36 protein-coding genes and 2 tRNA genes are annotated in these 22,438 nt (G+C 34.7%); 37 read left to right on the top strand and 1 reads right to left on the bottom strand.

Annotation, left to right across the window (positions count from 1 at the left end; all coding sequences use genetic code 11):
• Window positions 1–112 precede the first annotated feature (112 nt).
• The 3 genes from glpX (at window position 113) to ABWU29_RS02745 (ending at window position 2,479) form a co-directional block, all read left to right on the top strand.
• Window positions 113–1,030, top strand: coding sequence for a class II fructose-bisphosphatase (gene glpX, locus ABWU29_RS02735; RefSeq protein ID WP_041573528.1), 918 nt, complete (start codon window positions 113–115; stop codon window positions 1,028–1,030).
• An 81-nt stretch (window positions 1,031–1,111) separates the two neighbouring features.
• Entirely contained in the window at window positions 1,112–2,077 is a 966-nt protein-coding gene (locus tag ABWU29_RS02740; protein ID WP_255498608.1) for a hypothetical protein, read from the top strand.
• Between the two features lie 198 nt (window positions 2,078–2,275).
• A complete protein-coding gene (locus ABWU29_RS02745) occupies window positions 2,276–2,479 on the top strand; it encodes a hypothetical protein (protein ID WP_223823107.1) in 204 nt (67 codons plus the stop codon).
• A 420-nt stretch (window positions 2,480–2,899) separates the two neighbouring features.
• Here ABWU29_RS02745 and ABWU29_RS02750 read toward each other — a convergent pair whose 3' ends face one another.
• Window positions 2,900–3,394, bottom strand: coding sequence for a hypothetical protein (locus ABWU29_RS02750; protein ID WP_353280110.1), 495 nt, complete (start codon window positions 3,392–3,394; stop codon window positions 2,900–2,902).
• Window positions 3,395–3,599: 205 nt separating this feature from the next.
• Here ABWU29_RS02750 and carA point away from each other — a divergent pair, with 205 nt between their 5' ends.
• The 34 genes from carA to greA all read left to right on the top strand — a co-directional run bounded on the left by carA (window position 3,600) and on the right by greA (window position 22,437).
• Window positions 3,600–4,691: a glutamine-hydrolyzing carbamoyl-phosphate synthase small subunit gene (gene carA / locus ABWU29_RS02755; protein ID WP_015589146.1), complete on the top strand. Its 1,092-nt coding sequence runs from the start codon at window positions 3,600–3,602 to the stop codon at window positions 4,689–4,691.
• A 114-nt stretch (window positions 4,692–4,805) separates the two neighbouring features.
• A tRNA-Tyr gene (locus tag ABWU29_RS02760) sits at window positions 4,806–4,888 on the top strand.
• A gap of 4 nt (window positions 4,889–4,892) precedes the next feature.
• Window positions 4,893–4,963, top strand: a tRNA-Gly gene (locus ABWU29_RS02765).
• Window positions 4,964–5,041: 78 nt separating this feature from the next.
• Window positions 5,042–6,214 (top strand): elongation factor Tu, encoded by a 1,173-nt coding sequence (gene tuf, locus ABWU29_RS02770; RefSeq protein WP_353280111.1) that lies wholly within the window; start codon window positions 5,042–5,044, stop codon window positions 6,212–6,214.
• Window positions 6,215–6,228: 14 nt separating this feature from the next.
• Window positions 6,229–6,549, top strand: a complete 321-nt coding sequence (rpsJ, locus tag ABWU29_RS02775) for a 30S ribosomal protein S10 (protein WP_012673184.1) — start codon at window positions 6,229–6,231, stop codon at window positions 6,547–6,549.
• Between the two features lie 9 nt (window positions 6,550–6,558).
• Window positions 6,559–7,281: a 50S ribosomal protein L3 gene (gene rplC / locus ABWU29_RS02780; protein ID WP_006279218.1), complete on the top strand. Its 723-nt coding sequence runs from the start codon at window positions 6,559–6,561 to the stop codon at window positions 7,279–7,281.
• Window positions 7,282–7,283: 2 nt separating this feature from the next.
• Window positions 7,284–7,898, top strand: a complete 615-nt coding sequence (rplD, locus tag ABWU29_RS02785; RefSeq protein WP_015589145.1) for a 50S ribosomal protein L4 — start codon at window positions 7,284–7,286, stop codon at window positions 7,896–7,898.
• On the top strand, window positions 7,895–8,182 hold the full coding sequence (locus ABWU29_RS02790) for a 50S ribosomal protein L23 (RefSeq protein ID WP_015589144.1): 288 nt from the start codon (window positions 7,895–7,897) through the stop codon (window positions 8,180–8,182). Before rplD ends, ABWU29_RS02790 begins: the two co-directional genes overlap by 4 nt.
• A gap of 1 nt (window position 8,183) precedes the next feature.
• Window positions 8,184–9,008, top strand: coding sequence for a 50S ribosomal protein L2 (rplB, locus tag ABWU29_RS02795; protein WP_015589143.1), 825 nt, complete (start codon window positions 8,184–8,186; stop codon window positions 9,006–9,008).
• Window positions 9,009–9,011: 3 nt separating this feature from the next.
• Window positions 9,012–9,296, top strand: a complete 285-nt coding sequence (gene rpsS, locus ABWU29_RS02800; protein WP_006279181.1) for a 30S ribosomal protein S19 — start codon at window positions 9,012–9,014, stop codon at window positions 9,294–9,296.
• Between the two features lie 5 nt (window positions 9,297–9,301).
• Window positions 9,302–9,649: a 50S ribosomal protein L22 gene (rplV, locus tag ABWU29_RS02805; protein ID WP_007549821.1), complete on the top strand. Its 348-nt coding sequence runs from the start codon at window positions 9,302–9,304 to the stop codon at window positions 9,647–9,649.
• Between the two features lie 39 nt (window positions 9,650–9,688).
• Window positions 9,689–10,303 (top strand): 30S ribosomal protein S3, encoded by a 615-nt coding sequence (gene rpsC, locus ABWU29_RS02810; RefSeq protein WP_010962753.1) that lies wholly within the window; start codon window positions 9,689–9,691, stop codon window positions 10,301–10,303.
• A gap of 14 nt (window positions 10,304–10,317) precedes the next feature.
• Window positions 10,318–10,731, top strand: a complete 414-nt coding sequence (gene rplP, locus ABWU29_RS02815) for a 50S ribosomal protein L16 (protein WP_010962752.1) — start codon at window positions 10,318–10,320, stop codon at window positions 10,729–10,731.
• Between the two features lie 11 nt (window positions 10,732–10,742).
• Window positions 10,743–10,946 carry a 50S ribosomal protein L29 gene (gene rpmC, locus ABWU29_RS02820; RefSeq protein ID WP_006279350.1) on the top strand — a complete coding sequence of 68 codons (204 nt, stop codon included), beginning with the start codon at window positions 10,743–10,745 and terminating at the stop codon, window positions 10,944–10,946.
• Window positions 10,939–11,175 (top strand): 30S ribosomal protein S17, encoded by a 237-nt coding sequence (gene rpsQ, locus ABWU29_RS02825; protein WP_007549925.1) that lies wholly within the window; start codon window positions 10,939–10,941, stop codon window positions 11,173–11,175. Before rpmC ends, rpsQ begins: the two co-directional genes overlap by 8 nt.
• A gap of 13 nt (window positions 11,176–11,188) precedes the next feature.
• Window positions 11,189–11,548 carry a 50S ribosomal protein L14 gene (gene rplN, locus ABWU29_RS02830; protein ID WP_006279348.1) on the top strand — a complete coding sequence of 120 codons (360 nt, stop codon included), beginning with the start codon at window positions 11,189–11,191 and terminating at the stop codon, window positions 11,546–11,548.
• Complete coding sequence (rplX, locus tag ABWU29_RS02835) at window positions 11,548–11,865, top strand: 50S ribosomal protein L24 (RefSeq protein WP_141456928.1); 318 nt, start codon at window positions 11,548–11,550, stop codon at window positions 11,863–11,865. Before rplN ends, rplX begins: the two co-directional genes overlap by 1 nt.
• Before the next feature lie 6 nt (window positions 11,866–11,871).
• Window positions 11,872–12,405: a 50S ribosomal protein L5 gene (gene rplE / locus ABWU29_RS02840; protein ID WP_010962750.1), complete on the top strand. Its 534-nt coding sequence runs from the start codon at window positions 11,872–11,874 to the stop codon at window positions 12,403–12,405.
• A gap of 16 nt (window positions 12,406–12,421) precedes the next feature.
• Window positions 12,422–12,730 (top strand): 30S ribosomal protein S14, encoded by a 309-nt coding sequence (rpsN, locus tag ABWU29_RS02845; protein ID WP_006279345.1) that lies wholly within the window; start codon window positions 12,422–12,424, stop codon window positions 12,728–12,730.
• 21 nt (window positions 12,731–12,751) lie between these two features.
• A complete protein-coding gene (gene rpsH, locus ABWU29_RS02850; RefSeq protein WP_007551150.1) occupies window positions 12,752–13,147 on the top strand; it encodes a 30S ribosomal protein S8 in 396 nt (131 codons plus the stop codon).
• 16 nt (window positions 13,148–13,163) lie between these two features.
• On the top strand, window positions 13,164–13,709 hold the full coding sequence (gene rplF, locus ABWU29_RS02855) for a 50S ribosomal protein L6 (protein WP_007551152.1): 546 nt from the start codon (window positions 13,164–13,166) through the stop codon (window positions 13,707–13,709).
• 5 nt (window positions 13,710–13,714) lie between these two features.
• The gene (rplR, locus tag ABWU29_RS02860) at window positions 13,715–14,086 is read left to right on the top strand and encodes a 50S ribosomal protein L18 (protein WP_006279867.1); all 372 of its coding nucleotides are present in this window, start codon (window positions 13,715–13,717) and stop codon (window positions 14,084–14,086) included.
• A 12-nt stretch (window positions 14,087–14,098) separates the two neighbouring features.
• Window positions 14,099–14,611 carry a 30S ribosomal protein S5 gene (gene rpsE, locus ABWU29_RS02865; RefSeq protein ID WP_010962748.1) on the top strand — a complete coding sequence of 171 codons (513 nt, stop codon included), beginning with the start codon at window positions 14,099–14,101 and terminating at the stop codon, window positions 14,609–14,611.
• 3 nt (window positions 14,612–14,614) lie between these two features.
• A complete protein-coding gene (gene rplO, locus ABWU29_RS02870; RefSeq protein ID WP_141456930.1) occupies window positions 14,615–15,085 on the top strand; it encodes a 50S ribosomal protein L15 in 471 nt (156 codons plus the stop codon).
• Window positions 15,086–15,088: 3 nt separating this feature from the next.
• The gene (secY, locus tag ABWU29_RS02875) at window positions 15,089–16,417 is read left to right on the top strand and encodes a preprotein translocase subunit SecY (RefSeq protein ID WP_010962747.1); all 1,329 of its coding nucleotides are present in this window, start codon (window positions 15,089–15,091) and stop codon (window positions 16,415–16,417) included.
• Window positions 16,414–17,055, top strand: a complete 642-nt coding sequence (locus ABWU29_RS02880) for an adenylate kinase family protein (protein WP_353280113.1) — start codon at window positions 16,414–16,416, stop codon at window positions 17,053–17,055. The genes secY and ABWU29_RS02880 overlap by 4 nt, the downstream gene beginning before the upstream one ends.
• A gap of 59 nt (window positions 17,056–17,114) precedes the next feature.
• Window positions 17,115–17,483 (top strand): 30S ribosomal protein S13, encoded by a 369-nt coding sequence (gene rpsM / locus ABWU29_RS02885; protein ID WP_010962745.1) that lies wholly within the window; start codon window positions 17,115–17,117, stop codon window positions 17,481–17,483.
• 24 nt (window positions 17,484–17,507) lie between these two features.
• Window positions 17,508–17,894: a 30S ribosomal protein S11 gene (rpsK, locus tag ABWU29_RS02890; protein ID WP_015589137.1), complete on the top strand. Its 387-nt coding sequence runs from the start codon at window positions 17,508–17,510 to the stop codon at window positions 17,892–17,894.
• Between the two features lie 21 nt (window positions 17,895–17,915).
• Window positions 17,916–18,983, top strand: coding sequence for a DNA-directed RNA polymerase subunit alpha (locus ABWU29_RS02895; protein WP_012673178.1), 1,068 nt, complete (start codon window positions 17,916–17,918; stop codon window positions 18,981–18,983).
• 7 nt (window positions 18,984–18,990) lie between these two features.
• A complete protein-coding gene (gene rplQ / locus ABWU29_RS02900) occupies window positions 18,991–19,419 on the top strand; it encodes a 50S ribosomal protein L17 (protein ID WP_007550873.1) in 429 nt (142 codons plus the stop codon).
• A 23-nt stretch (window positions 19,420–19,442) separates the two neighbouring features.
• Window positions 19,443–19,793 carry a YraN family protein gene (locus tag ABWU29_RS02905; RefSeq protein WP_012673177.1) on the top strand — a complete coding sequence of 117 codons (351 nt, stop codon included), beginning with the start codon at window positions 19,443–19,445 and terminating at the stop codon, window positions 19,791–19,793.
• Window positions 19,794–19,834: 41 nt separating this feature from the next.
• Window positions 19,835–20,395 (top strand): ATP synthase F1 subunit delta, encoded by a 561-nt coding sequence (gene atpH / locus ABWU29_RS02910; protein ID WP_010962742.1) that lies wholly within the window; start codon window positions 19,835–19,837, stop codon window positions 20,393–20,395.
• Window positions 20,392–21,933 (top strand): F0F1 ATP synthase subunit alpha, encoded by a 1,542-nt coding sequence (atpA, locus tag ABWU29_RS02915; protein WP_353280115.1) that lies wholly within the window; start codon window positions 20,392–20,394, stop codon window positions 21,931–21,933. Before atpH ends, atpA begins: the two co-directional genes overlap by 4 nt.
• 9 nt (window positions 21,934–21,942) lie before the next feature.
• Window positions 21,943–22,437 carry a transcription elongation factor GreA gene (gene greA, locus ABWU29_RS02920; protein WP_007549342.1) on the top strand — a complete coding sequence of 165 codons (495 nt, stop codon included), beginning with the start codon at window positions 21,943–21,945 and terminating at the stop codon, window positions 22,435–22,437.
• Window position 22,438: the final 1 nt, after the last annotated feature.

A 22,438-nucleotide genomic window follows, 5' to 3' on the forward strand; every position in this document is an offset into this window, starting at 1 on the left:
TACTATAATGCTTATATTATATCAACTCCCTAATAATCAGTCAAGACATATTGCAGTTTCAAGCAGCATGATATATCATGATACATATTGAATATAGTTCTTAAAGCAAATGATGGAAGATTTAGCCTATAAATTAGTTAAAGTGACCGAAGCTGCGGCGCTTGCTGCATATAAACTAGCAGGCTTCGGCGATGAAAAAAAGGCTGATCAGGTTGCAGTTGATGCAATGCGTACAGTATTAAATTCAATGGAAATAAATGGTACTATCGTAATTGGTGAAGGTGAGAGAGATGAAGCACCGATGCTATATATTGGCGAGAAGGTTGGCACTGGAAATGGTCCTGAAATCGACATTGCCGTTGACCCACTTGAGGGCACTACGATTTGTGCTCATTACAAACCAGGGGCAATGTCTGTTCTTGCTGCAACGAAAAAAGGTAATTTTTTACATGCACCTGATGTTTATATGGAAAAAATAGCGGTAGGAAAAAATCTTCCAGAGGGTGTAGTCTCACTAAAAAATAGCATTGAAAAGAATCTAGACAATTTAGCCAAGGCAAAAAAATGCAAAGTAAATGATCTCGTGGTAACTATACTTAATCGTGAAAGGCACAATGAATTAATAGTAAAAATCAGGAAGTTAGGAGCAAAAATTAAACTAATAGATGATGGTGATATTGTGGCCGTAGTTTCACTAGTAAATGGCAATCATGATATGTATATCGGAATAGGAGGGGCACCAGAAGGGGTGCTTGCGGCTGCAGCGCTGAGTTCAATCGGTGGGCAGATGGAGGGAAGATTGATATTTGACACAGATCAGTTAAAAGAAAGAGCAAAAAATTTAAATATTGATGACCCAGAAAAAGTCTACGCCGTAAAAGATATGGCAAGAGGTGAATCAGTGTTCATTGCAACTGGAGTAACAAGCGGAGAACTTGTGGATGGAGTTGATAACATATGTTCAACTAGTTCTTTAATAATTCTACCTAACAACCTGATAAAGCTGCAAACAATGCAGAACTTATGTTAGCTTTTTTAGTTTCTAATTTTAGCTTTACAACATTTAGCATTAAGATATAATTAAGTTTACTTATAACAATAGAGGTGTGAAATGTTTTCTAGTATTGTAAATCTATTGAATGGTTTTTTCAAAAATTCGAGTACCAAGGAAAGTGAAGAAAAGTTGACTCTTCTATCTCCTCAAGCAAATCTTCAATTCGATGAGACTCAGGTACAAAGTGTGCTCTCAGATTTTGAGGAATTGGAGTTTAAGGATAATAAGTGTTTTGACAAAATAGCAGACGATTATGAAAAGAAGGGGGAGAGTGCCCTTTTTAACTATGTAATATTGAATAAGCGGAAAGAAATAATCGATATATTAGATAGGAATCTTCCTCTCCTCGAAGAACAGGAGGAGTTTAGAAAGAAATATGGTCAATATGTTCTTCAAATTGACAAAGGAATGAGTTATGGAAAAGAACTTCAAGATGGACTTCGGTCTTTTGAAGATAGGGCAGAAAAAGTATTATCAGATTTTGAAAGATTGAATTTTGATTTTAAGGATAATAAGTGTGAAGATTCTTCTGATTCTGTAAATTATAATAACGGTTGGCCGGCAGATCCATTTGACAAGATAGCAAATTATTATCGAGAGGATGATATTTTCCTTTTCAATTATGTGGTATTGAGTAAGCGAAAAGAAATAATGGGTATATTGGATAAGAAGCTTACTTCTAAAGATCAGGAGGAGTTAAAAGAAAATTTTAAAAAGAGGTTGGGTAGATATCTTATTCGAATTGGTGAAGGAATGAGCGATGGACAAGAATTTCTAAAAACTGGTAGTGCAATTGCTTTCTTTGATGGGTGTTATGTGCCATGTCCATATGCAAACCGTCTTCTTAATCATTATGACCATCTTAATATCAACATTACTAAACCTGAACAAAGTTTAGAAACCAGTCGTCTTTTCACTGAAAAAACTAAAAGAATGGAAGAAGAGAAAAGCGAGGTAAAAAGAGCAAAAATATACAGCAATGGTGAAAGAATAGTAACAATTGAGAAGAATGAGAAACAATAGAGGAACTACTCCTTTACAAAATTTGCAATATGTGACATCGAAATTAGTTGGGGTGCAAAAGATGAATCTGGAAAAGACCTTAACTGTACTGTTGTTCTAAATATAAATTTAGGTCAAGTTAGTATTAAAAAATCAACTATTGACGGTAAAGATGTTGAACCAAAGAAAATTTTAGAGTTAGCTAAGCAAAACGAGGCTGTGCTTATAAAAGGTAAAGCTTTACATGAAGTTTTAGCAGCACATTTCATTAAGCAAACACCATGTGAGGAAAAGAAGGATATGCAATCGCACGAGAATATCGTTGTACCTGGTTCCGGTGCACCTCGCTCTATTAATGAGGAAATAACTGTAGAGCATCCGTTCGGGAAAGCGGCAAATAAAGATAATCATAGAGAAATGTGAGTTTACAACAAATGGTGCCATGAAAGTAGCTGATACATAACTGTACGAACGTTTGTTTGCGAAGAAATGTTATAGCAGGTTTTGCCTCAAACACAAAGGTGTCATTCCAGTGCTTGACACTGGAATCCAGCCCTTTTACGCAGTCCCATTAAAAACGTTGTATTTTAACGTAGGATTAGCTACTTTTATACTCACCAATTTAATCTCTAATCAAAATTCCTGGATCCCAGTGTCTGGGCACTGGGATGACATCCTCCCTAGTGGATTCAAATCACAATATTCGTATAGTAAGCACTGACCACTTTTGCTTCAATATTTGCGATGCCCCTGAACAGATACAATTATTCTATTATCAGGAGGATGCCATTAATCGCTTTATATAATGCTACTTGTAACACTTATGCCCTGAACGGAGACAGTTTAGGCTGTTATGCCTGGCGGCTTTGTTGGAATAAGTTTTTCAACACTGCTAACAATAAAATTGATTGTATCGTCAGCTACCTTATCGAATTTATCATTTATCTCTTTTCCTATTTCTTGATTTTTAACATATTCGTGTAGAGCTAAAGCAGTTATAGCTGCACATGCTGCAATTAAGCCAGTTTGTGCTATAATGAATAGTAATAATCCTCCTACGAATATAGATGTTAATCCAATAGCCAGGTTTATAATTTTACTTTGTGTTGTTTGTTGCGTCGCTTGGCTTTGATCTGCCTGTTTATCCTCTAAAGCATTCGATATTGTTTTTAAGGCAACTTTTATCGCTATTGCTGCAACTGAAACCATAATTAGCTCTATAGCTATTTTTGCTAAAAGAAGAATCGACGGTAGCATCATTACAAATAATAGCGCGCCAATTCCTCCAGCTAACCACTTCTCATTTATTTTTTTTGATTGATTTGTACCAGTGTTCATTATTACCCTCCACTTTACTTATGATTTACCTATATCTAATACGAAATATGAAGGTAGTCAACTATATATTTTATATGAAAGATTGTATTAAAAGTTTTTCATGTTATTTTTTGCTGCTTCGTGGTTAAATTTGGAATTTTAGAAAGAGTTACGTATTATTTGAAATTCTTGTATACTGTTTTGAATCAGTTAAATAGATAATGAAGTGCAGGACGCAGTTTTAATTTTACAAGATGGCAAGTGCTTTTGGGGAAAATCAGTAGGTAAAAAAGGCAAATGCATAGGTGAGGTCTGTTTTACCACTGGTATGACCGGTTATCAGCATACTATAACTGATCCTTCTTTTGCCGATCAAATTATAACGTTCACTTTTCCTCATATTGGTAACGTTGGAATAAACCATAAGGATAATGAAGGAAAGAAAATTTTTGCAAGTGGTGTGGTTATGCGTGAACTTTCTTCTATGTCCCACCCTTCTTCATATATCAGTTTAAATGATTGGTTAGAGAAAAATAACGTGATTGGGATATCAGGAGTTGATACTAGAGCTTTAACGAGACATTTGAGAGAACATGGATCTCAAAATGGAATGATATGCTCATCGAGTAAGGCGCATGCGTTGGACAAATTGAAGGAATACAAATCTGTAAATGGGATAGAAATAACCAATAAAGTCAGCTTGCATAGTAATTTTAAAAGTGACCTTAATGCAAAATATAGGGTTGTAATCGTTGATTTTGGCGTAAAAATCAGTATAGTTTCACGCTTAATAGAACTTGGTTGTACAGTTGAATTAATCAGACCAAGCACAGGTTTTGCTCAAAAAGTGTTGAGTATGAATCCAGATGGGATAGTGCTTTCAAATGGTCCTGGTGATCCGCAAGAAATAGGAGAAAGTGTAGTTTCAGAAATAGACATTATTATAAAATCTAAAATACCAATTTTTGGCATATGCATGGGCCATCAATTACTTGCGATTACTTTGGGGGCAAAGACCATCAAGATGGATATAGGTCACCGAGGGAGTAACCATCCAGTTTATGATGTAATTAGTGGAAAAGTTGAGATCACTAGCCAAAATCATGGTTTCGTTGTTGATTCAGCTTCTCTTCTAAGTAATGTTGAAATTACTCACATTTCTCTATTTGATAATAGTGTAGAGGGAATAATGATGAAGGATTACCCAGTCTTTTCTGTGCAATACCATCCAGAAGAAGCGCCAGGTACGCATGATTCGCATTATTTGTTTAAACGTTTTATTGACAATATTGTGTTGTATAAAATGAAATCTGCGTGATTTTAATCAGGGTAGGTTTTATTGCTTGATTTTTTAATTTTAGGGGTTTAGTATTAAATACAATAAGAGCTTAAGTTAAGATGCTAAAATAGTATTCTCTTAACAAATTTTTGCGGAGGAGTGACCGAGTGGTTAAAGGTAACAGACTGTAAATCTGTCCGCGTGAGCGTACGTAGGTTCGAATCCTACCTCCTCCATTGTGCGGGTATAGCTCAATGGTAGAGCTCTAGCCTTCCAAGCTAGTGACGTGGGTTCGATTCCCACTATCCGCTCTTTTTTTTGTTGTATTTTTATAAAATCAACATATTATTTATTGATGTATTTGTATTTTAGGTAGAAAAGTTTAAATTATGACAGCAGTAGTGGAAGCATTTGGAAAGCCGCATGTAAATGTGGGAACAATAGGACATGTGGATCATGGGAAGACGACATTAACAGCGGCGATAACGAAGCATTATGGAAATTTTGTAGCGTACGATCAGATAGATAAAGCGCCAGAAGAAAGGAAGAGGGGGATAACGATAGCAACAGCGCATGTTGAGTATCAGACGGAAAAAAGGCATTATGCACACGTTGATTGTCCTGGACACGCTGACTATGTAAAGAACATGATAGTAGGTGCAGCACAGATGGATGCGGCGATATTGGTAGTGTCGGGGGTTGATGGGCCAATGCCACAAACGAGAGAGCATATATTGCTGGCGAAGCAGGTAGGTGTTGGATATATCGTGGTGTATATAAATAAAGCTGATGTTGCTGATACTGATATGATAGATTTAGTAGAAATGGAAGTGAGGGAATTACTGAGTAAATACGGATTTCCAGGGGATGAAGTGCCTGTGGTGGTTGGTTCAGCGCTCAAGGCGCTGGAGGATGACAGCAGCGAATATGGAAAGAAATCAATAGACAAATTGATGGAAAAGTTAGATGAATATGTAGCGGTTCCACCAAGGCCTGTGGATTTACCATTTTTATTGCCAATCGAAGATGTATTTTCGATATCGGGGCGAGGAACAGTGGTAACAGGAAGAATAGAGAAGGGAGAGATAAAGATGGGAGAAGAGATAGAGATAATAGGTCTGAAAGCGACGCAAAAGACGATATGCACAGGTGTTGAGATGTTTAAGAAGTTGCTGGATAAGGGAAGTGCAGGACTCAATGTAGGAATATTGTTAAGAGGAACAAAAAGAGAAGAAGTGGAGAGAGGGCAAGTATTAGCGAAACCGGGGACGATAACACCGCATAGAAAGTTTAAGGCGGAGGTTTATATATTAAAGAAAGAGGAAGGAGGAAGGCATACACCATTTTTTGCGAATTACCAGCCACAGTTTTATTTAAGGACAACGGATGTAACTGGGAGCATAAAATTGCTAGATGGGAAGGAGATGGTAATGCCAGGAGATAATGTGAGTGTAGAAGTAGAATTGCAAGTACCGATAGCAATGGATAAGGGATTGCGTTTTGCGATAAGAGAAGGCGGTAGAACTGTTGGTTCTGGTGTTGTTTCTGAAATTTTGGAGTGAGTGTAGTAACTAAGATGAAGCAAGATATATATATTAACATTAAGGCTTTCGATTGTTCTTTATTGGAGGAGTGTGTTCGAAAATTTGTTGATGAATTAAAGCGGTCCAGTGCAAAATTATCTGGTCCGATTGCGTTGCCAAGGAAAGATTCTAAATTTATTGTTAATAGATCTCCTCACGTTGATAAAAAATCTCGTGAACAGTTTGAAATGAGAACTTCTAGGCGTTTGATTGTTTTACATGATCTTACTCCTACTATGATGCAGATGCTTACAGGTTTATCTTTTTCTGCTGGCGTAGAAGTGGATTTAAAAGTCAAGGAAGTTAAGGTTTAGGAGAAGGAAATGAAGAGAATAAATTCGCTGAGGAGAATTGGTTTACTAATGATGAATATTGGTCATACTGCTATGTATTCTGACAATAGTCGCATGGCTGTAACTTTATTGCATCTCAGCGAAACTTATATTATTGATATAAAAGGACAAGATAAATGTGGCTATAATTCAGTCATTTTAGGCACAGGAGATTTTAAAAATATAGCAAAACCTCAGTTGGAATATTTAAAGAAAAAGGGTATAAATAATAAATGTAAGTTATACGAAAGTAGATTAAATGACCTGTCGGGAATAGAATGTGGTAAAAAAGTGGGAATCAATCATTTTGTGGTTGGTCAATATCTTGATATTACGGGTTATTCTATAGGTAAAGGATTTGCTGGTGTGATGAAGCGGCATAATTTCAGTGGGCTTAGGGCATCTCATGGTGTTTCTATTGCTCACAGATCACAAGGTTCCACTGGCCAATGTCAGGATCCTGGTAGAGTATTCAAAGGAAAGAAAATGGCTGGTCATTTAGGTAACAGCAGGATAACTGCACAAAATATGAAGATATTATCCATTGATCATGAAAATAGTATAATTGCTGTGAAGGGTAATAATGTTCCTGGGTTTAAAAATTCCTATGTTTTTGTAAGAGATGCAGTTAAAAAATCTTTACATAAAGATGTTCCTTTTCCGGTAGGTTTACTGTTAGATGTAAATGATGATGCTAGTAATTTGGTAAGTTAGTTATGGAATGTAATTTAGTTAATCTATCTAATGATAATGTAGGTACTGCTCAGCTCAATCCTTTGATATTTTCTGCTAAGCAAAAATTGAGTATTTTGCATGATATAGTGAGATGGCAATTAGCGAAGAGAAGAGCTGGTACTCATAAAACAAAAGGTATTAGTGATGTCTCTGGTACAACAGCTAAACCTTATGATCAAAAACGTACCGGTAGGGCAAGACAAGGGAGCTTGCGATCTCCTCAATTTAGAGGTGGTGGGATTATTTTCGGCCCTGTTGTGAGGAGTCATACTTATTCTCTTAATAAGAAGGTACGCAAATTTGGTTTAAAAATTGCTTTATCTCTAAAGTATTTAAATAATCAAGTAATTATTCTGGATAATTTAAATATTGATGTGAAGAAAACGTCTGAAATGTGTAAATGTATTAAAAATTTTAAATTTTCTTCCTTTTTGATAGTTGGTGATTATGGAGATGATTTGTTGCGTGCGGCTAAAAACTTGCACTATGTAGACTTAATCAAACCTATTGGGTTAAATGTTTTTGATATATTGAATCACGAATGCGTGATGTTGACAAAGGATACTTTAAAGCATCTTGAAGGTAGATTGTTATGATCAAATATAATAATATAATAAAATCTCCTATAATTACAGAAAAGGCCTCTTTTTTGAGGGAGAAGTTTAATAAATATTCTTTGTATGTTTTTGTAAATGTAAATAAGCGTCAAATAAAGTTGGCAATAGAGTCTCTATTTGATGTTAAAATTTCTTCTATAAATGTTGTTAGAATTAAGCCTAAATATAGGCGTTTTAGGGGTGTGATTGGTTGTGAAAAACAGAAAAAGAAAGTTTATTTTTCTTTGATGGATGGTCAAAAATTAGATATAATGAGCGTTTAGTATGGGTATGAAATTTTTTAATCCTGTTACTCCGTCTTCTCGTGGGACTGTGTTAGTAAGTAAAGTTGGTTTATCAAAAGATGAGCCAGAAAAGTCTCTTACATCCGGTAAAAAGTCCAGTGGTGGAAGAAATAATCATGGTAGAATTACGACTCGTCATAGGGGTGGTGGTCACAAAAAGAAGTATAGAGTGATAGATTTTAAGCGTAATAGAAGTGGTCAAGGTATAGTTGAAAAAATAGAGTATGACCCAAATAGAAGTGGGTTTTTGGCGTTAATATCATATAAGGAAGATGATATTAAGTCTTATATATTAGCTCCTCAAGGTATGAAGCCAGGTGATGTTGTTACAGCTGGGAATGATGCTGATATTTTGCCAGGGAATTGTTTACTACTCAAGCATATACCTGTTGGTTCTTTCGTTCATAATGTTGAGCTGAAGCCAGGTAATGGTGCTGCGATTGCTAGAGCTGCTGGTTGTTATGCACAAATCGTTGGTCGTGATGGCCAATATGTTTTATTACGACTCAGGTCTGGTCAAATTAGGTTGATTTTATCTTCTTGCAAGGCTACTATTGGTGTAGTATCTAACCCTGACCATAAGAATAGAAAGTTGGGTAAAGCTGGGAGAAGTAGGTGGCTTGGGATTAGACCTACTGTACGTGGAGTTGCAATGAATCCGGTTGACCATCCTCATGGAGGCGGGGAAGGAAAAACCTCTGGTGGTCGTCATCCTGTTACTCCTTGGGGTGTTGCAACAAAAGGAAAGAAAACTCGAAGGAGAAATAAATCTAGTGATAAGTATATAAAACAATTGAAAGGTTAGTTTATGAGTAGATCTGCATGGAAGCCTCCTTTTTGTCATCCTTCTATATTAAAGTCGGTGAATAATGCTTTAAACAAGGGGTTTGTTAACATGGCTATAAAAGTTCATTCCAGGGCTTCTGTAATTCTTCCTAATTGTTTAGGTTTAAAGTTTGCTGTTTATAATGGTAAGGATTACATTCCTGTGAATGTTAATGATCAGAATATGATAGGTCATAAGTTTGGTGAGTTTTCACCCACTCGTAAATTTACTGGGCATAGTGGTGATAAAAAGGCGACAAGAAGGTAATTGATATGAAAAACAGAGATGTAATAGTTAAAGCTGGTTCTAGGGTTTTAAAATCAACTCCTCGTAAATTGAATTTGGTTGCTGGTTTAGTACGTAATAAAAAAGTTTCTTTTGCCACTGTGCAATTAAGATTTTGTGAAAAGAAAGCTGCAGGTCTTATAAGGAAGGTATTAAATTCTGCGATTGCTAATGCTCAAAATTATGGATTGGATATCGATAATTTATATATAAAAGAAATTTTAATAGGTAAGTCTCTTACTTTGCGTAGGGTATGTCCAAAAGCTATGGGTAGAGCTAATAGAGTTAGTAAACGTTATAGTAATATAACTGTAAAATTGGGGGAAATTATATGATTCATAAAAATAGAAAATTAATAAGGAAAGTGCAAAAATATGGGAAACGTTAATCCTAAAGGATTTAGGTTAAAAATAATTAATACTTGGTCATCTATTTGGTATGCTGAGAAGGGTTATAAACAAGGGTTGCATCAAGATTTATCTATTCGCAGTTATATAAATGAATCTTTTAAGCATGCTGGTGTTTCTAAAGTAATTATAGAGCGTACGATCGATTTGGTATCTGTAATAATACATTCTTCTAGACCTGGAGTGATAATAGGTAAGAAAGGCTCGGATATTGAGAAGATAAAGCAAAAGATAGCTGAAAAAGTAAAAAATAATGTGGAAGTGAATGTAGTAGGGGTTAAAAGGTCTGAAATAGATGCAGTTTTAATATCAAACAGCATTGCACAGCAGTTAGAAAAAAGGGTTTCATTTAGAAGAGCGATGAAAAAAGCTATTCAAAGTTGTTTGAGGATGGGTGCTAGAGGTATTAAAGTAAGTTGTTCTGGGCGCCTTGGCGGAGCTGAGATAGCTCGTACTGAGTGGTATAAAGAAGGCCGTTTGCCTTTGCATACTTTACGTGCTAATATAGATTATGCTTTTGCTGAAGCAAAAACTATATATGGCATCATAGGAGTTAAGGTCTGGGTTTATATTGGTAACTAATTAGGTATATTGAAATGTTTATTCCTAAAAAAAGTAAATATAAAAAAGTATTTAAAGGACGAATTAAGGGTAACACGAAAGGTGGTAGCACATTATCTTTTGGAGATTATGGTCTAAAGGCTATGGAAGCAGGTAGGATTCAATCTAAGCATATTGAAACTGCAAGGCGTGTAATATCTAGAACATTAAAACGCTCTGGTAAAGTGTGGATAAGAATTTTTCCTGATACCCCTGTTAGTAAAAAGCCGGCGGATGTGCGTATGGGTAAAGGGAAAGGTAGTGTTGAGTTTTGGGTATTTAAAGCTAAGCCCGGTAGAATGTTGTTTGAAATTAGCAGTGATGTTCCCATGCATTTAGCAAGATTGGCGCTTGAAAAGGCAACTGCTAAGCTTCCTATGAAGTGTAAATTTGTATCTAATCATAATTAAATGGAGTTGCAATGGATATAGCTGACATTGAATCGAGGTCCTCGCAAGAATTGCATGAAATTCTTGTGAATTTGAGAAAAGAGTTTGTTAATTTGGTTTTTCAAAAGAAGCTGGGCCAGTGCAACAATATTTCGCGTTTTAGCTTAATAAGAAAGAGCATAGCTCGTATTTTAACTACATTAAATAAAAGAAGAAGAGAGGAAAAGAATGCCTAAAAAGGTTTTTTGTGGTACTGTAACTAAGGCTAAGTGTGATAAGACTGTAAAGGTTTCGGTATTACAAGTGTATAAGGATGAGCTGTATAAAAAGGTTATAAAAAAATACAAGAAGTATACAGCACATGATGAGAATAATAGTTGTAAAGAAGGGGACAAGGTTTTAATACAAGAACACAAGCCTATTTCTACTACTAAAAAATGGGTTATTGTTAATAGCTCACATTGAATAGGATATTTATATGATTCAAAAAAATACATTGTTGGAAGTAGCTGATAATTCTGGTGCGCGTGCAGTGCTTTGTATTGGTTTATTGGGTGGTAGAAAATCTGCATCTATAGGTGACACAGTTATTGTATCTACTAAATCTATTACTCCAAGAGGGAAAGTTGAGAAGGGAAAAGTATATAGAGCAGTTGTGGTGAGGGTGAAAAGCCCTATTAGAAAATCTGATGGTTCTGTAATTCGTTTTTCTAGCAATGCTGTAGTTTTGATTAATGATCAAGGTGAACCACTTGGCACTCGGGTGTTTGGTCCGGTAAAAAAGTTATCATCTGGTTCTTTTATGAAGATAATGTCATTAGCTGTTGAGGTTTTATAATGAGTGCTAAAATAAAAAGTGGTGACAACGTTATAGTTTTAACTGGTAAAGATAAGGGAAAAATTGGTAAGGTAATCAAAGTTATAGCACGTGATGCTAAAAAGAAAGTAATTGTTTCTGGAGTGAATGTGCATAAGAGACATACTAAACCAAAAGCTGGTAGTAGTGGTGGTATATTAAATAAAGAGTTAGCTATTGATATATCCAACGTTGCAACATTGGACCCTAAATATAAAACTCCAACTAGAGTGGGGTTTAAGGTTATAGACGGTAGAAAAGTGCGTTTTGCAAAAGTTTCTGGAGAAGTGATAGATTAGGTTGATATGTTTAAAGAATTGTATAAAGATAGCATAGTAAAGTCCTTGAAGGATAAGTTTAATTACGGCAATATAATGCAAGTGCCTAAACTTGTCAAGGTGTGTATCAATATGGGCGTTGGAGATGCTGCTACAGATAGTAAAGCAATAAATGAACCACTTGATAGCCTATATTTGATTGCTGGGCAGAAGCCTTTATCAACTTTTGCAAAAAAATCTATTTCTGGCTTCAAGATCAGAAAAGGTGCTACAGTAGGTTGCAAAGTAACTTTGCGTAGAGATAAAATGTATGAGTTTTTAGAAAGATTGATATATATTGCTTTGCCAAGGGAGAAAGATTTTAGAGGATTTAGTGTGAAGCAATTTGACGGTAATGGTAATTTTTCCTTTGGTATAAAGGAACATATCTCGTTTTTAGAAATAGACTATGATAAAATAAGTAAAATTAGAGGTATGGATATTAATATTATAACAAGTGCAGTTAGTGATAAGGAAGCAAAGGAATTATTACTGGCTCTTAAATTTCCTTTTTTTGATTAATTGAGAGGAGAAATATATGGCAAAAAAATCTATGATAGAAAGAAATCTTCGCAGAATAAAGTTGTGCGATCAATATAAAGAAAAAAGAGAAAAATTGAAATCTATAATAAATAATAAGAATTTGTCTATTGTAGAAAGGTTTACAGCTCAAAATAAATTAATTAAAAAATTGCCTAGAAATTCTTCTAAAACCAAAATTAGAAATAGGTGTGCTTTAACTGGGAGACCAAGAGGAGTATATAGAAAATTTGGTTTATGTAGAATTGTTTTGCGTGATTTATGTTCTTTTGGGCAAATTCCAGGAGTTACAAAGTCTAGTTGGTAAATATAATATAAGGAGTATATTGTGGCGTTATCTGATAGTATTGGTGATTTTTTAACAAGGATACGTAATGCTCAATTGGCAATGCATAGGGCAACAAGGGTACTATTTTCTAAGATGAATTCTTCTATATTGGAGATTTTAAAAGAGGAAGGGTATATCCTTGATTATGAAAAGCAAGTTGTAGATAATTTACCTTCTTTCATTGTAAAATTGAAGTATTATGAGAAGTCACCTGTAATTAGTGACATAGTTAGGGTGTCAAAGCCTGGTTGTCGTCGTTATTCTAAGTATAAGGACATTTCTAAAGCATATAATGGTCTTGGTATTTTTATTATATCGACACCCAAAGGAGTGATGACTGATTATAATGCACATAAGTTAAAGGTTGGTGGAGAAGTTTTGTGTCGTGTGTTTTAAATAATAGGAGAAATTCATGTCTCGTATAGGTGCTGCTCCTATCAATATTCCTGCTGGTGTTTCAGTTGAATATAATAATGGTAGTATGTTAATAAAGAGCGCTAAGGCTGAAAAGGAAGTTAGCTTGATCAGGGATGTTGTGTGTCAGATTATTGATAATCAGCTATTGCTTTCTGTTGATCAAGATAAAGATAATTATGATAAAATAAAGCCTATGTGGGGCACTTATAGGAGTAATATTAATAATATCATTAACGGCATGGTTGATGGTTTTTCTGTTAATCTTGAGATTAACGGTGTGGGATATAAGGCAGAGTGTGATGGTAAGTATTTGACTTTATATCTTGGTTATAGCCATAATGTTAAATATAAAGTGCCTAAAGATGTTGAGATTAAGTGCATAAAGCCAACTCACTTAGTAGTTAGTGGTATGGATAAGCAGAAGGTCTATATGGTGGCGTCTGATATATGCAAAATTAGAAAATATGATCCTTATAAAGGTAAGGGTGTTGTAATAAAAGGCAAATTTATGCTGCGTAAGGTTGTAAGTAAAAAGAAGTAATAAAAATGAAAAGATCGTATAATTTTTTAAGTAATTCTGAAAAAAGGAAGTTACGTAATAGAGCGAAGCTTGACAAGAGCGCTGAACGTTTACGTATATCCATATTTAAATCTAATAGGCATTTTTATGTCCAGTTAATTAATGATGTAAAAGGAATAACTCTCACTTCAGCTTCTACTTTGGATGCTAAAATTAAGGATGTATGTAAAGGGAAAGTCAACGCTGAAACTATAAAACAGGTTTCTTCTTTAATGGTTGAGCGTCTGTCTGGCATGAAATTAGAGCAGCAGCTTACGTTTGATCGTGGAGCGTATAAATACACAGGATTAGTTTCTCAATTTGCTGAGGCTTTAAGAAGTTCTGGATTTGAATTTTAGAAGGTTTTGAATATGGCTATAAAGAATTTACAAAATAATAATGATTTATCAGAGCTTTTAGTTTCGGTACGAAGAGTGACAACGGTTACCAAAGGTGGTAGAAGATTTTCATTTTCAATTTTGGTTGTTGTTGGCGATGAGAAGGGTAGGGTAGGGTGTGGAATAGGTAAGCACGCAGAAGTTGCTGAAGCAAGAGTCAAAGCTGTAAATGCTGCAAAGAAATCAATGATTAGAGTGTACTTGCGTGAAGGTAGAACTTTGCATCATGATATTAAAGCTAAATTTTGTTCTGGTGAGATAGTTTTAAGAACCGCAAGAGCCGGAACAGGTATTATTGCTGGTGGAGCGATTAGATCAGTTTTTGAGGTGTTAGGTATAAAGGATGTGGTAGCTAAATCCACTAGATCAAATAATCCTCATAACGTTATATGTGCGGTGTTTAAGGCTTTTGATAGTATGTTATCTCCTCGTCAGGTAGCAAGCAAAAGAGGCAAAAAGATTAGCGAGATAGTTGGAAACAGGTAAAGTATGAATAATGCTGTAAAATTAAACTCTATATTTACTAAATTATCTAAGAAAAAGAAGCCTAAGTTGCTGGGTAGAGGTATCGGTTGTGGTAAAGGTAAAACATCCGGTAGAGGGCATAAAGGGCAGAAGGCTAGAAGTGGAGTTTCTATAAATGGTTTTGAGGGTGGACAACAGTCTATATATACTCGTTTGCCTAAAAGAGGTTTTAAGCCTATACGTAGGAGCATATACTCTATAATTAATGTTGGCGATATACAGCGCTTAATGGAAGCTAAAAAAATAGTGAAAGACTCTGTTATAGATAAGGAGAGGCTGTATAAATTAGGTTTTATAAAGTCTATTAAGGATAAAATTAAACTTCTTAATAAAGGTAAGTTGAGCGAAAAATTTGTGTTTCATGTTGATTTTGCGTCAGAAGCTGCAAAAAAATCTGTAGCTTCAGTTTGTGGTAGTGTGGAAATACTATCGTAAGTCATGGGCAATAAATCGGCATTTAATAGCTTGGATCCTACGTTGTTATATAAAGGCGATTTATTAAAGCGTATATTTTTTACGCTAATAGCTTTAATTTGCTATCGCTTGGGTACTTATGTGCCTATTCCTGGAATTAATCTTGATGTAATTAATGATATATTTCCCAAAGATGGCTCAGGCGTTTTTGGAGTATTTAATTTATTTTCTGGTGGTGCATTGGCTAGAATGACAATTCTAGCATTGAACGTTATGCCATATATAATGGCTTCTATCATTATTCAGTTACTTTCTTCTGCGATTAAAGGAATGAAGGAAGTTAAGAATGATGGAGAGTCAGGCCGTAGAAAGATGAATTCTTATATACGCTATCTGACCATAGTAATTTGTGTATTTCAATCAATTCCAATTTTGGTTGGATTGGAAGGGATGAATAGGGAAGGGGTATTGGTTGTAATCGAACCTGGTGTTATGTTTCGTACAATAGGTGTTTTCAGCCTTTTAGGTGGAACTATGCTTTTAATATGGCTTGGTGAACGAATCAGCGCTAGCGGTATAGGCAATGGTATCTCATTAATCATTTTCACGGGTATAATATCAGAGTTACACAGCGCTTTGTCATCTTTGTTAACGTTAAATAAAAACGGTAGCGTATCGTTATTTATTATCCTTTTTGTTTTGGTATTGTTTTTTTTGCTGCTACTCTTAGTCATTTTTGTAGAGTCTTCTTATAGAAAGGTTATTGTTCAACATCCTAAAAAGCAATTTAAAAGATTACATAATGACGATTTTACTTATATTCCATTGAAGATTAATTTATCTGGTGTAGTACCAACCATTTTTGCTAATGCAATTTTATTGACACCTATTTCAATTGCAAATTTCTATAAGGGGCACGCTTTTTCTGATTTTATTTTGAATTACTTTATGGCAAATAAAGTAGTATATATTGTAGCCTATTTGGTGCTGATAGTATTTTTTAATTTTTTCTATACCAATTTTATATTTAATCCAGAGGAAAACGCAGATTTTCTTAAAAAAAATGGTGGTTTTATACCTGGTAGAAGGCCTGGGAAACATACTTCTGATTACCTTCAAGATATAGTTTTTAAGTTGACATTCATTGGCTCTGCGTATTTGGTAGTCATATGTACTGTACCTGAAGTTATGAGATATTATTATGATATACCATTTATTTTTGGTGGGACGAGCTTACTGATTATAGTGAACGTTATTACTGATACTATTATGCAAATACAATCTTATATTTTTTCAAATAGGTACGACAACTGGATAAAGAAATATGAGTCTAAAACGAGGAAAGTAAGATGATCATTGCGATTTTTGGTCCTCCAGGTTCTGGTAAAGGTACTCAGTCAAGCTTGTTAATAGCAAAATATAATTTAAAATTAATTTCAGTAGGGGATTTATTAAGGAATATTATATCTAGCAGTAGTGAGTTAGGTAAAAAAATAAAGGGTACCGTGGAATCTGGTAATTTAATTCAAGATGAAATTATATGTGGATTATTACGTGACCAGCTTGCATTAGTGGATGATAATTGCTTATTAGATGGTTTTCCGAGAAATTTAAACCAGGCTCATTTTTTGACTCAAGTTTTGCAAGAAAAATATAATAGGGATGTTGACATTGTAGTTGAGCTGCAGCTTGACGATAATATTGCAATCGATAGGTTAAAAAATCGTCTCGCGTGTTTGGACTGTAAAAGCATATATAGTGTATCTTCTTTTAAGAGTACTACTTGTGCTAAATGTAAAAGTACGAGGTTAGAGAAAAGAATTGATGATGCTGATATGTCTGCAATTAATAAGAGAATAAGTGAATATCACCTTCAAATGAAAGGTTTACGCGAGTATTATAAAGGCAAATTATTAACAATTGACGCTAATTTGAGTGTTGATGAGGTAACGCAAGAGATTGAAAGTAAAATTTCTTGTAATTTGGTTTGACTCTGAGTTGTTTTATGGTATAAATTAAGAGTTGTTATTAATAAAGTATCGAGGTACCAGTGGCACGTATTGCAGGCATAAATATTCCAGTGAGGAAATGTGTTCCTTTTGCATTAACTTATATATATGGTATAGGTATTGCTACTGCGAATGTAATTTGTCACGCTTGCGAAGTTGATAAGCGCAAACGTGTTTCAGAATTACGAGATGAAGATATAGAAAAGATCAGCGGTTTCATTAGACAAAATTATGTTATAGAAGGTGAGCTCAGAAAAGAAGTGGCTATGAACATAAAATCTTTAGTGGAAATGGGATGCTATAGAGGGGTGAGACATAGAAAAGGTTTACCTGTGAGAGGGCAAAGGACTCATACTAATGCTAAGACTCGTAAAGGTAGATCTCGGTTGCCTATTGCTGGGAAAAAATAAAATTTATTATTATTGTGAGTTTTAATGAAAAAAGTCAAAACGGTTAGTAAGAGTAAGAAGGAGTTTATTACTGGTGTTGTCCATATTCGTGCAACTTTTAATAATACTTTTGTAAATGTAACTGATGTTCATGGTAATACGCTATGTCAAACTTCTGTGGGTGCATGTGGTTTTTCAGGTTCGAGAAAATCCACACCTTATGCTGCAGGTAAGGCTGCGGAGTCTGCTGCGAAGAACGCAATGGAGAGATTTGGTATGAAGGTTGTCTCTGTAATAATTCGCGGTCCTGGCTTTGGTACCGAAGCTGCGGTTAAAGCACTTCAGAGCTGTGGGTTGACTGTGACTTCAATTGCAGATAAAACCGCAATTCCTCATAATGGGTGCAGGTTAAGAAAAAAAAGAAGAGTATAGGATATTTGAAAAGGTTGTTTTATGTATTATAATAATGATGTTTCTCTCTGTAGCAATTTAGATAAATTGATTAAACCTAGTTCAGTTAAGGTAATATCAGATGATTCAAGTGAAAAAAGTGATATAGTGCTAGAACCGTTGGAAAGTGGTTTTGCTTTAACATTAGGTAATGCATTAAGACGTGTAATGTTATCTTCTCTTAAAGGTAGTGCTGTTTATGGAATAAAAATTGAAGGTGTAACTCATGAGTTCACTTCAATTCAAGGGGTGAGAGAAGACGTAACTGATATAGTATTAAATATGGGTATGTTGAGGTGTAAATTAAATGGTGCTTCTAATAAATGCTTAAATTTAAACGCTAAAGGGCCTTGCCAGGTATTAGCTGGGATGATAGAAACTGATGATCAATGCTCTATTGTTAATAAAGATTTGTTAATATGTACGCTGGGGCAAAATGTGGAGCTTAACATGACCATATATGTGGCTAGCGGAAAAGGTTATCTTCCTGTAACTAAATATAAAGAAAATGAACTTTTGAAGCTTATGAGTGAACAGGATTTAATTGGTTTTATTCCAGTTAATGCTTTGTATAGCCCTGTCAACAGGGTTTCGTACAGGGTAGAGAACAGTCGTGTTGGCCAAGTGACTGATAAGGATAAGCTGATATTGTCAATTGAAACTGATGGTACAATTTCTCCGAGTCAAGCTGTTGACTCTGCTGCAAGAATATTACAGGAGCAACTTCAGCCCTTTATTAGTTCTGATGTAAGTTATAAAAAATCGCAGGTTTCTTCGTCTAGTGGTGCTAAAGATTTGGGTTATGACCCTGTCTTATTGCGTAAGGTAGATGAAATGGAATTATCTGTCAGGTCTCATAACTGTCTGAAAAACGAAAACATCACTTATATAGGTGATCTTGTGCAAAAGACAGAAGGTGAAATGTTAAGAACTGCTAATTTTGGCAGAAAGTCTTTGAATGAGATTAAGGCAGTTTTGACTAATTTTGGCTTGTCTTTGGGTATGAATGTGCTAAACTGGCCACCTAAGGATATAGATGAGTTGGCTAAACAACATACTGATGAAGATTAGGTGATATATGAAACATGGAATAAAAAAACGTAAACTATCTCGTTGTACTGAACATAGATTATCGACGTTAAAGAATCTATCTATCTCATTAATTAACCATGAGCAGATTGTAACTACTTTACCAAAAGCTAAGGAACTTCGTCCATATGTCGAAAAGTTTATTACAATTGCTAAGAATAAGAATACTTTACATGGTAGAAGACTTTTGCTTTCACGCCTTCATAATAGTAAGTTAGCAGTTGATAAGTTATTAAACGTCTTAGCCAGCCGTTATCAAGATCGTAAAGGTGGGTATTCTAGAATAATAAAATTTAGCACTCGAAAGGGTGATTGCGCTTCAATGGCAGTGATAGAACTGGTTGATAGGGATATTGCAGCAAGAGGTAAGGTTTATAGTAAAAATAAAGAAGGAGGCAAAGTAGTTACACAAAGTTAATTGTTATCATAATTGTTCTTCTTGTGGTAAGTAGGTTACGCTACTTTGTAGGTTACTTTGGCGAGTTATTAGTTTTAGTATATTTAAAACTGAAATGGTATAATGTTATAAAACGCCGTTACCGTTGTAAGTTCGGTGAAATTGACTTAATTGTATCTAAAAAAAAGGAGCTGATTTTTATAGAAGTTAAAACAAGTTTACTTGGAAAAGAAATACCGATATCTCATCTTCAATGTCAGTCTATTATAAATTCTTCTAAGTATTTCTTAAGTAAAAACCTTAGTTTTTTAGATTATTCAGTCAGATATGATTTATATTTTCTTTCCTTAAAGAGAAGACCTGTTTATATAAAAAATGCTTGGATTGAAGAATGAAAGATTTGTAGCTGAATTAATTTAGATTTACTGGATTTAATATGAAAAAGACCCAATACAATAATTTAGTTTCATCTTACGCTAGAGTGCTATTTCATGTCTCAGGAAGCAGGTTAGGTATTATAAGGAAAGAAGTAGAATTTTTGTTGGCTTTTTTTAAGGATCAACGTGATGTTTTTGTGTACCTATCTCATCCTATGATTTCTTTTGCACACAAAAAAGAAGTGATGCTTTCTATAAATGAGCACTTGAGTGAGAATTTAGTAAAATTTATTATGGTTATATTTGCAAATAAACGCTCTAGTTTATTGATCCTTATATTAGAAAAATTCTTAAGTCTTGCAAGAGAAAATGAAAATGAATTCGAAATTACTATAAAGTCAGCAGAAACTTTAAAGGAATCTGATATAAAAATAATTACTGAATCTTTGAGCTTTCTTGGTAAAATAATAAAAGTAAGCAATGTGGTTGACCCTTCTATACTAGGTGGCTTCGTAGTTAGGTATGGTTTTAATTTGATCGATGCTTCGCTAAAAAGTTACTTGGATAGGTTAGTTGACTTAAGTAAAATGGAAATATTAAAAGTAAGGAATTTTGTATGAAGAACAGTATGAATGTTTCTGAGATAGCAAGTATAATAAGAGAAAAGGTTGAGACGTTTGATAATCCTATAAAGCGGGAAAATATAGGTGAAGTAATTTCAGTAACAGATGGTATCGCATTGGTTTATGGGCTGGAAAAAGCAAAATTCGGTGAAAAGGTATTTTTTGCAAGTGGTGTAGAAGGAATAGTTCTCGATTTAGATCATGATACGGCTGGAATAGTTGTGCTTGGTAATGACCGTGATGTGAAAGAAGGGGACGTTGTAAAATGTAGTGGTGATGTTGTGCAGGTGCCTGTAGGGCATGAATTGTTAGGGAGAGTTGTAGATGCGTTGGGCCATCCTATGGACGACGGTGGGGAAATTAGAGCCAAAAACAGAATGGATATAGAATCTAAAGCGCCAGGCATTATTGATCGTAAGTCTGTGCATGAGCCACTGCAAACAGGAATTAAAATTATAGATTTGCTAATTCCAATAGGTAGAGGGCAGCGTGAATTAATTATTGGTGATAGACAAATTGGTAAAACTACTATTGCGCTTGATACTATTATCAATCAGAAGAAGATTAACGATGAGGTAAACGAAAATCAAAAAGTTTACTGTGTTTATGTTGCTATTGGGCAAAAAATTTCAACAGTAGCAAAAGTGGTAAATAAGCTGAAAGAAAGCGGAGCATTAGAGTATACAACTGTAGTTGTGGCTAGTGCATCTGACTGCGCGCCTATGCAATTTTTAGCACCTTATGCTGGTTGCACTATTGGGGAATTTTTCCGTGACAATGGAATGCATTGTTTGATTATATATGATGATTTATCTAAGCATGCTGTGGCATATAGGCAGATGTCTTTATTGCTCAGACGTCCTCCTGGTCGTGAAGCTTACCCTGGAGATATATTCTATGTACATTCTCGCTTGCTTGAAAGAGCTGCTAAAATGTCTGATAAAAAAGGGCAGGGTTCTTTAACTGCTTTGCCAATTGTCGAAACTCAAGCTGGTGATGTATCTGCATATGTGCCAACAAATGTTATTTCAATTACCGATGGGCAGATCTTTCTTGAGTCTGAATTATTTTATAAAGGATTTCGACCTGCAGTAAATATAGGTTTGTCAGTTTCACGGGTTGGTTCTGCTGCACAACTAAAGTCTGTGAAGAAAGTTGCTGGTTCTATAAAGCTAAGCTTAGCTCAGTATAGAGAATTAGAAGATTTTGCAAAATTTGGTTCTGATCTTGATGCTAGTGTTCAATTATCCTTGAATAAGGGTAAATATCTTGTCGAGTTATTAAAGCAAAAACAACATTTACCTATGTCAATAGAAGAGCAAGTAGTGCTGATGTATATTTTTTCTAACCTATATAATCAGTTAAGTAAAATACAAATAAGTTACATTAATAAATTTGAACATGATCTTATTAATTATTTTCATACTGTACACCCTGGGGTTTTAAAAAAGTTGTCAAATGACATGAGTGATGATATAAAAGGTGATATTTTTAACATTGTGAGTAATTTCGTTACTCAATTTAATTGCGTTTAGGTGGTGATTATGGCTTCATCCATTATTAATAAATTTCCTATGACGAGGGAAGGTTTTGAGAATATGCAAGCCGAACTTGAAAAATTAAAGGAAGAAAAACCTTCTGTGATACAGGCTATTTCTGATGCTCGTGATCAAGGTGATTTGTCTGAAAACGCAGAGTATCATGCAGCACGGGAAAGGTTAGGTTTTATTGAAGGCCGTATAATGGAGATAGAAAGTAAGCTCTCACATGCGGAAGTAATAGAAGTAAAAAATTTGTCTGGTGATTCAGTAATGTTTGGTGCAACTGTGACATTAAGCATGTTAAGTGATAATAACGGTGAAGTGGAATATGTTTATAAGGTTGTAGGCGAATATGAAGCTGATGTTTCAAAGCAGTTAATATCTACTAGTTCACCACTTGGGAGTGCCTTAATCGGCAAAAAAGTCGGTGAATATGTGGAAGTGACAGTGCCAAATGGAGAGAAATTGTATAAAATAGTTAAGATTGAATTTAAGTAAA

Origin of the sequence: Wolbachia endosymbiont (group A) of Phasia obesa, assembly GCF_964028125.1 — a bacterium.
Lineage (GTDB): Bacteria > Pseudomonadota > Alphaproteobacteria > Rickettsiales > Anaplasmataceae > Wolbachia > Wolbachia pipientis.